The following is a 6,768-nucleotide window of genomic DNA, read 5'->3' as shown; positions in this document are numbered from 1 at the left end:
GCAAGCTGGTCCTGCTGCGTCGCCTCGTGCGCGAAGGGCTGATCGTATTCACGGAACCCGACCGTTAAGCGCCGCTTCGGGCAACTTTGCAACCTGGTCGAAAAACGACATGTGCCCCAGCAAACAGGAGGGGCGGCACCCGGTTTTCCGTGCCTGAAGCACATCCCGCGATGCTATCAATAGATCAGGAAAATACCGCCAATCGTGAGACTCTGCTATCTCTAGATATAATAGAAATAACCATTGATATTAGAGCCTTAAGCCATTGTTAATACAGGGTATTATTTTTGCAAGAGTAGCTGCGCCTTTTGGCGAGTCCACAATCATCTCTTCGCTTCGACTGCGCTGATTCTGTCCGCAGGCTTCGCAGCAGCGGATATTTCTTTGTCCGGTTCGGCAGAGATGGGTGTTGTTGGTGGCGATCGTGATCGCAACGGCACTGCAGCTGGTGGTTCTGGCACGCAGTTCTGGACCCATGTTGATGTGACCTTCACGCTGTCTGGTTCCACCGACAACGGTCTCACCTTTGGTGCGTCGGTTGACTTGGATGAAGCAGGTGACGCAATCGACGGCTCCGACGGCATGGACGGCATCGCCGTGTTCCTGTCCGGCAACTTCGGCACCGTCACCATGGGAGATACCGATGGTGGCTTCGATTGGGGTATGGCAGAAGTGCCGACCGGCTCCGGTTCGATCGATGACTCCGAAACTGCGCACAATGGATGGAACGGCAACGGTGGTCTGGACGGCACGCATGACGGCCAGATCCTGCGCTACGACCACTCCATCGGTGGTCTTGGCTTTGCAGTTTCGGTTGAACTTGACGACACCGTTGGTGTAGAGGAAGGCGACTCGATCATTGGCTTTGGCCTTCGCTACAACCTTGGCGACCTCGGCATCGGCCTGGGCTACCAGACTGGTGAGGACTCTGGTCCCGCACCGCGCAATGACCTGACCGTTATGGGTATCAGCTTGGCTTACAGCCTGGGTGACATTGCGCTCGGCGCAAACTACTCCGTGCTGGAAGAAACTGGTGCACTCGATGTCACGCACATCGGCCTTGGCGCATCGTACTCCATGGATGCTCTCACCGTTGGTATCAACTGGGGTGAGTACGAGCAGGGCACGGATTCTATGTCCGGTTGGGGTCTGTCCGCAGGTTACGACCTGGGCGGTGGTGCAAGCATTGTCTTCGGTTACAGCAACTCCTCTGAAACCGGTCAGCCCGATGTCGACTCTTGGTCGATTGGTCTGAGCATGGGCTTCTAATCCGCAAGGATTATTCGCTTAAGGAAGAGCGGGCCTTGTGCCCGCTCTTTTCTTTTTGGCAGACCAAGATCCGTGTCTTGCGGTCTCAGCTTCAATTCCCTGCAAAGCATCTGCTAAGGAGAGGCGGGCCCCGGGCCCACTCTTTCTATCGTGGAGGTCGGACGGCATGGCGCTGGCAGAGATACAAGACGCGGTTGCGAAAGCAGAGACAAAGGCTGGACGGGCCCCCGGTTCCGTTCGGCTGATCGCGGTGTCGAAGGTCCAGCCCCTGGAGCGTGTTGAAGCGGTGCTGGAGCAGGGGCATCGCCTCTTCGGGGAAAACCGGGTGCAGGAAGCGCAGGCCAAATGGCCTGACTTCACCTCTCGCTACGACGGCGTGGAGCTGCATCTCATCGGCCCGCTGCAAAGCAACAAGGCCCGCACGGCGATGGAGCTGTTCGATGCAATCCACACGCTCGACCGTCCCAAGCTGGCCACGACCCTGGCGCGTCTGGCGCAGGAGATGGGGAAGTGCCCCGAACTGATGATCCAGGTGAATACCGGGGAAGAGCCGCAGAAGGCCGGAATCCTGCCAGCCGACGCGGATGGGTTCATTGCCGAGGCACGGGCGCTCGATCTGCCGGTGACGGGGCTGATGTGCATTCCGCCCGTGGAGGAGGAACCCGCGCTGCATTTCGCGCTGCTGGCCAAGATTGCCGAGCGCAACGGGCTGCGCGAGCTCTCGATGGGGATGAGTTCCGATTTCGAAACCGCCATTGCCCTTGGCGCGACATACGTTCGGGTCGGGTCCGCCATTTTCGGAGAGCGCAGCGCCGTTTGAACCCGGTTTCGCCGCGCGTTGCGCGTCGATCCGGGGGCGGCCCTCGTCAACCCCCGCATGCGCGGGGGCATCCTCGGGCCGCGTTGCCATGGATTCGGCTTTGGGTTCCGTGCGTTAGCCGGATCGAGGCGCGCGTATCACGGTGAGATGCCTCCGGCGGGAGTATTTGGACCAAGTAGAAGAGATCAGGGGATGATCAGGCAGGCACCGGGGCGCAGGGCGCGCGTGATGTGCAGCAAGTGTTGCGGTGCGAAGGCGATGCAGCCCTCGGTCGGGTGGCCGGGCTTGCGCCAGCGGTGCAGGAAAATGGCGGATCCGCGACCGGGATGGGCAATCGGCCAGTTCCAATCGGTCAGAAGCACGAGATCGTAGAGCCGGTCGGAGCGAGCGAGGCGCTCGTGGCTGCCGGGATAGGGCGCACGCACCATCTTGTTGTAATCAGGCAAAGTCGGGTCATCGGACCACAGGTCTCCCGGGCCGATGGGAACGGCCCAGTCCACTGGCCGGGCCATGCGGTCGGGCCTGTAGAGGCAGCCGATGATCCGGTGCAGTCCGCGAGGTGTTGCACCGTCACCTTCGCGCTTCGCGCGTCTAAGCCCGCCCTTGCCGATCGAGCAGGGAAAGAGACGCCCCTGAAAGCGCAGGCCCATGGGCGTCAGGACCAGATCCCGCGGTGTCACAGAAGGTGCCCCGACTTCTTGGCCTTCACGTCGAGATAATGGGCGTTGTGGCGGTTGGTGGGCGTGACAAGCGGCACCCGTTCGCTGACGGTGAGGCCCTCATGCTCCATCATTGCCACCTTGCGGGGGTTGTTGGTCATCAGGCGGACAGCGGAAAACCCCATGCGGCGCAGGATATCGGCCCCGAGGCGGAAGTCGCGTTCGTCATCCTCGAAGCCGAGCCGGTGGTTGGCCTCGACCGTGTCAAAGCCTTGATCTTGCAGGGAATAAGCACGCATCTTGTTGGCAAGCCCGATGCCGCGGCCTTCCTGGTTGAGATAAAGCAGGACGCCCGCACCCACGCGGCCCATCTCGGCCAGCGCGGTGCGGAGCTGTGGGCCGCAGTCGCATTTGAGCGACCCGAGCACATCGCCGGTGAAGCAGGCGGAATGCAACCTGGCGAGAACGGGGGCGTCCCGGTCGGGGCGACCGATCTCGATGGCGTAATGCTCTGTGCCGCCATTGTCGGGCCGGAAGATATGCAACCGTCCGGATTCTGCCGCGTCCATTGGAAGGCGGGCGGCGGCAACCGAGGTCAGGGCGTGATGAAGCACGAGGTCTTCGTGCGTGGCCTCGGGGGGCAGCTGCGTCAGGCCATGTTCATGCGCGAACCCGTCCGTATCGGCGAGCGGCACAACAATGGCAGCTGGCAGAAGCTGAGCCGATTTGATCAGCGCGATGGCAAGGCGGTGCAAGCCTGCGTCGCCCTCCCGTTCGGCCACAAGCGGGCCTTTCATGGGCATCAGCAGATCATCGGCGGGATCCGCAAGGCAGCGCACCCATTCGGCGTCGGCATCCGCAGGCAGGTGCAGGCGGGCAAGGTCACCATCGTAGGCGCGCGCCTTGAGGGTTTCAGCACGCCGATCCGTGATCGCCAGAACCGGTGTGCCGACGTCGCGAATGGCTGCGAGCCGGTCTGGCTGAAGCGTCTCAGCCGCCAGGATCGCCACGCCGGGGCCACCCGCCCCAAGCACCACGGGCAGACCAACGCGCAAGTCAGCGCGGGCGCGGGCGGCAAGCTCGGACGGGGTGGGCAGAAGCGGCATGAGGTTATCCGACTGGAGTCTTCCCCTCTCATTTAGACTGCCCGGTAGCGATTTGAAACATTTGCTCTCTGCCTGACACGGCTGCGTGAGGTATTTTTCCGCTACCTTGTCAGACGGATCGCGACGCGACATGTGGGAAGGGACACGCAAAACGGGGAGGCACCCATGGCCAATCTCAAGAAGATCCTGCTGGTTGATGATGACGAAGACCTGCGCGAAGCGCTGGCAGAGCAATTGGTGATGACCGAGGATTTCGATGTCTTAGAAGCCGGGAACGGCTCGGAGGGGTTGGAGAAGGCCAAGGAAGCGATCTACGATCTCGTGATCCTCGATGTGGGCCTTCCCGATACCGACGGGCGCGAACTGTGCCGCCTGATGCGCAAGCAGGGGGTGAAATGCCCGATCCTGATGCTGACAGGCCATGACAGCGATGCCGACACGATCCTTGGACTTGACGCCGGGGCCAATGATTACGTGACCAAACCGTTCAAATTCCCCGTTCTTCTGGCCCGTATCCGGGCGCAGTTGCGTCAGCACGAACAGTCCGAAGATGCCGTGTTCCAGCTTGGCCCCTACACCTTCAAGCCGGCGATGAAGATGCTGGTGACCGAGGACGAGAAGAAGATCCGCCTGACCGAGAAGGAAACCAACATCCTCAAGTTTCTCTACCGGGCACAGGATGGCGTGGTGGCGCGGGATGTGCTGCTGCACGAGGTCTGGGGCTACAATGCCGGCGTGACCACGCACACGCTGGAAACCCACATCTACCGGTTGCGCCAGAAGATCGAGCCTGACCCCTCCAATGCCCGGCTTCTGGTCACGGAAAGCGGTGGATATCGTCTGTTGGCCTGATTCGGACACCAGATGTTGACTATTTGACCAAAACAACCGATAGTTGATGTCAGGTGTAATACACCTACCTCCCTGTTGGACTGGCCCGGCCCTTTTGGACTGGGCCGTTTTTTGTTTGGGGGCTGCTATGGCAAGGACCCGATATCGGATTGCATGGGCGTGGTCCGCCGACTAGGTCTTGGGCACCCGCAACCCTGACAAGGACCAGCCCATGCCCTTCACGCTTGCCACCTGGAACATCAACTCTGTCCGGCTGCGCGCCGACCTGGTGGCGAAGCTTCTGCGCGAAGAGGGGCCCGATATCCTGTGTCTGCAGGAATGCAAAAGCCCGGTCGACAAGATCCCGGTCGAGATTTTCCAGAACCTTGGCTACGGCCACATGGTCGCGCGCGGGCAGAAGGGCTATAACGGCGTGGCGATCCTGTCCAAACTGCCGATGGAAGAGGCGGGCAGCCACGATTTTGCGGGCCTTGGTCATGCGCGCCATATTGCCGGGCGGCTGGAAAACGGGGTGACGATCCACAATTTCTACGTTCCTGCGGGTGGGGATGAGCCCGACCGCGAGAAGAACGAGAAGTTTGGCCAGAAGCTCGATTATCTTTCCGACATGCGCGATTGGGGGCGGTTCGATGCGCCCGAGAAATCCATTCTCGTGGGGGATCTGAACATCGCCCCGCGCGAGGATGATGTCTGGAGCCACAAGCAGCTTCTGAAAGTGGTCAGCCACACGCCGGTGGAAGTCGATAGCCTCGGCACCGTGATGGAGGCGGGTAAATGGGTGGACATCACCCGTCAGGACATTCCCGAGGGGCTGCTATACAGCTGGTGGTCCTACCGCGCGCGGGATTGGGACGCAGCGGATAAGGGCCGCAGGCTCGATCACATCTGGGCCACGCCGGATATCTCAAGCGCGGCGCATGGCAGCCGTATCCTGCGCGAGGCGCGGGGATGGGAAAAGCCTTCGGATCATGCGCCGGTGTTCGCGACATTCGACCTTTAACGGGTCAAAGCGCCGCTATGGCCTTGGCCAAGGCTGCCCCAAGTGCGCGATGCGCGTTGGCTTCATAGTGGATGCCGTCCTGCGCGCTGACCTCGATCACGGACCCCGCATCGAAGAACCCCACCCCGCGCGATGCGGCAAGGGCTTCATAGGCATCCGCCAAGTGCGGCCCGACGGCCTCTGCACCCCAGAATTGATCCCTGATCGGGCCGGTTTCCACCACGGGCGGCGGGCAGATCAGCAGAACCTTGAAACCACCATGCCGGGTCTGCATCGGTTCTGACAGCGCGATGTCCAAAAGCCCTGCCGCGCCGCCCATGATTCTGGCAACGGACGGCGCAAAGCGCGTCTTGAGGTCATTGGTGCCAAGCATGATGGTCAGCACGTCGACCGGTCCGTGGCTTTCCAAGGCAATGCGCAGCCCGGTTTGCCCGTTCATATACGCCCCCATCACCGGGTCGTCCCTACCGGTTGTGCGCCCCGGAAGGCCTTCTTCGACGAGGGTCCAGCCAGCCCCCAAGGCGGCGAGGGCCACGGTTGGCCAGCGATCTTCTGGACCGTGGCGCCGATAGATCCCGGGTGTCACGATCGGAAGGGTGCCGTGGGTGTTGCTGTCGCCATAGGTCAGAAGGGTGCGCGTCATGGGCGGGGCTCCGTCATTGGTCTGGCTGCAACGCTATGCCTCGGGCCTCGGCGCGTCAAAGCCCCGCTGCCCCCCTTGGCCTTTGGGCCGGGACGGCCCATATAGGGCGAGACTGAATTTGAGGGGATTCCCATGCTCGAACTCAATGGAACCCAGAACGCTGCCGGTGCTGCCGACCTGATCGTTGACGGAACCGAAGAAAACTTCATGTCCGTTGTGGTGGAAGCCAGCCAGGAGGTGCCGGTCATCGTTGACTTCTGGGCAACCTGGTGCGGTCCGTGCCGGACGCTTGGCCCCAACCTCGAAGCAGCCGTGACCGCCGCCAATGGCAAGGTGCGCATGGTCAAGATCGACGTGGACGCCAATCAGCGCCTGGCACAGGCCCTGGCGCAGCAGGGGCTTCCGCTGCAATCCATTCC

General features: G+C 61.8%; 8 protein-coding genes. 5 read left to right on the top strand and 3 right to left on the bottom strand.

Going from position 1 to position 6,768, the window contains the following annotated elements; all coding sequences use genetic code 11:
* The first annotated feature begins 264 nt into the window (after positions 1 to 264).
* Together ACEQXV_RS05555 and ACEQXV_RS05550 are read left to right on the top strand one after the other, a co-directional pair.
* Positions 265 to 1,269: a porin gene (locus ACEQXV_RS05555; RefSeq protein ID WP_370268233.1), complete on the top strand. Its 1,005-nt coding sequence runs from the start codon at positions 265 to 267 to the stop codon at positions 1,267 to 1,269.
* Positions 1,270 to 1,435: 166 nt separating this feature from the next.
* Complete coding sequence (locus ACEQXV_RS05550) at positions 1,436 to 2,089, top strand: YggS family pyridoxal phosphate-dependent enzyme (RefSeq protein WP_370268232.1); 654 nt, start codon at positions 1,436 to 1,438, stop codon at positions 2,087 to 2,089.
* Positions 2,090 to 2,274: 185 nt separating this feature from the next.
* Here ACEQXV_RS05550 and ACEQXV_RS05545 read toward each other — a convergent pair whose 3' ends face one another.
* A complete protein-coding gene (locus ACEQXV_RS05545; protein ID WP_370251206.1) occupies positions 2,275 to 2,769 on the bottom strand; it encodes a L,D-transpeptidase in 495 nt (164 codons plus the stop codon).
* Positions 2,766 to 3,854 (bottom strand): GTP cyclohydrolase II, encoded by a 1,089-nt coding sequence (gene ribA / locus ACEQXV_RS05540; protein WP_370251207.1) that lies wholly within the window; start codon positions 3,852 to 3,854, stop codon positions 2,766 to 2,768. The genes ACEQXV_RS05545 and ribA overlap by 4 nt, the downstream gene beginning before the upstream one ends.
* 165 nt (positions 3,855 to 4,019) lie before the next feature.
* On the opposite strand from ribA, the gene ACEQXV_RS05535 reads away from it, so the two are divergent.
* Both ACEQXV_RS05535 and ACEQXV_RS05530 read left to right on the top strand, forming a co-directional pair.
* On the top strand, positions 4,020 to 4,706 hold the full coding sequence (locus ACEQXV_RS05535) for a response regulator transcription factor (protein WP_370251208.1): 687 nt from the start codon (positions 4,020 to 4,022) through the stop codon (positions 4,704 to 4,706).
* Between the two features lie 211 nt (positions 4,707 to 4,917).
* Positions 4,918 to 5,706, top strand: coding sequence for an exodeoxyribonuclease III (locus ACEQXV_RS05530; protein ID WP_370268230.1), 789 nt, complete (start codon positions 4,918 to 4,920; stop codon positions 5,704 to 5,706).
* Positions 5,707 to 5,710: 4 nt separating this feature from the next.
* Here the strand turns inward: ACEQXV_RS05530 and ACEQXV_RS05525 are convergent, their stop codons facing one another.
* Positions 5,711 to 6,349 carry an SGNH/GDSL hydrolase family protein gene (locus tag ACEQXV_RS05525; protein ID WP_370251210.1) on the bottom strand — a complete coding sequence of 213 codons (639 nt, stop codon included), beginning with the start codon at positions 6,347 to 6,349 and terminating at the stop codon, positions 5,711 to 5,713.
* Between the two features lie 132 nt (positions 6,350 to 6,481).
* Here ACEQXV_RS05525 and ACEQXV_RS05520 point away from each other — a divergent pair.
* On the top strand, positions 6,482 to 6,768 hold a 287-nt coding region (locus ACEQXV_RS05520; RefSeq protein ID WP_370268229.1), incomplete at its 3' end, for a thioredoxin family protein.

Origin of the sequence: Nioella sp., from assembly GCF_964229645.1 — a bacterium.
Taxonomy (GTDB): Bacteria; Pseudomonadota; Alphaproteobacteria; order Rhodobacterales; family Rhodobacteraceae; genus Nioella.
This window is presented reverse-complemented; position numbering and strand designations above follow the sequence as displayed.

What these genes read in the sequence shown, in the direction of transcription:
- ACEQXV_RS05535 (WP_370251208.1), top strand. Translation starts at nt 4,020, where the DNA reads ATGGCCAATCTCAAGAAGATCCTGCTGGTTGATGATGACGAAGACCTG.
- ribA (WP_370251207.1), bottom strand. Translation starts at nt 3,854, where the DNA reads ATGCCGCTTCTGCCCACCCCGTCCGAGCTTGCCGCCCGCGCCCGCGCT.
- ACEQXV_RS05525 (WP_370251210.1), bottom strand. Translation starts at nt 6,349, where the DNA reads ATGACGCGCACCCTTCTGACCTATGGCGACAGCAACACCCACGGCACC.
- ACEQXV_RS05550 (WP_370268232.1), top strand. Translation starts at nt 1,436, where the DNA reads ATGGCGCTGGCAGAGATACAAGACGCGGTTGCGAAAGCAGAGACAAAG.
- ACEQXV_RS05530 (WP_370268230.1), top strand. Translation starts at nt 4,918, where the DNA reads ATGCCCTTCACGCTTGCCACCTGGAACATCAACTCTGTCCGGCTGCGC.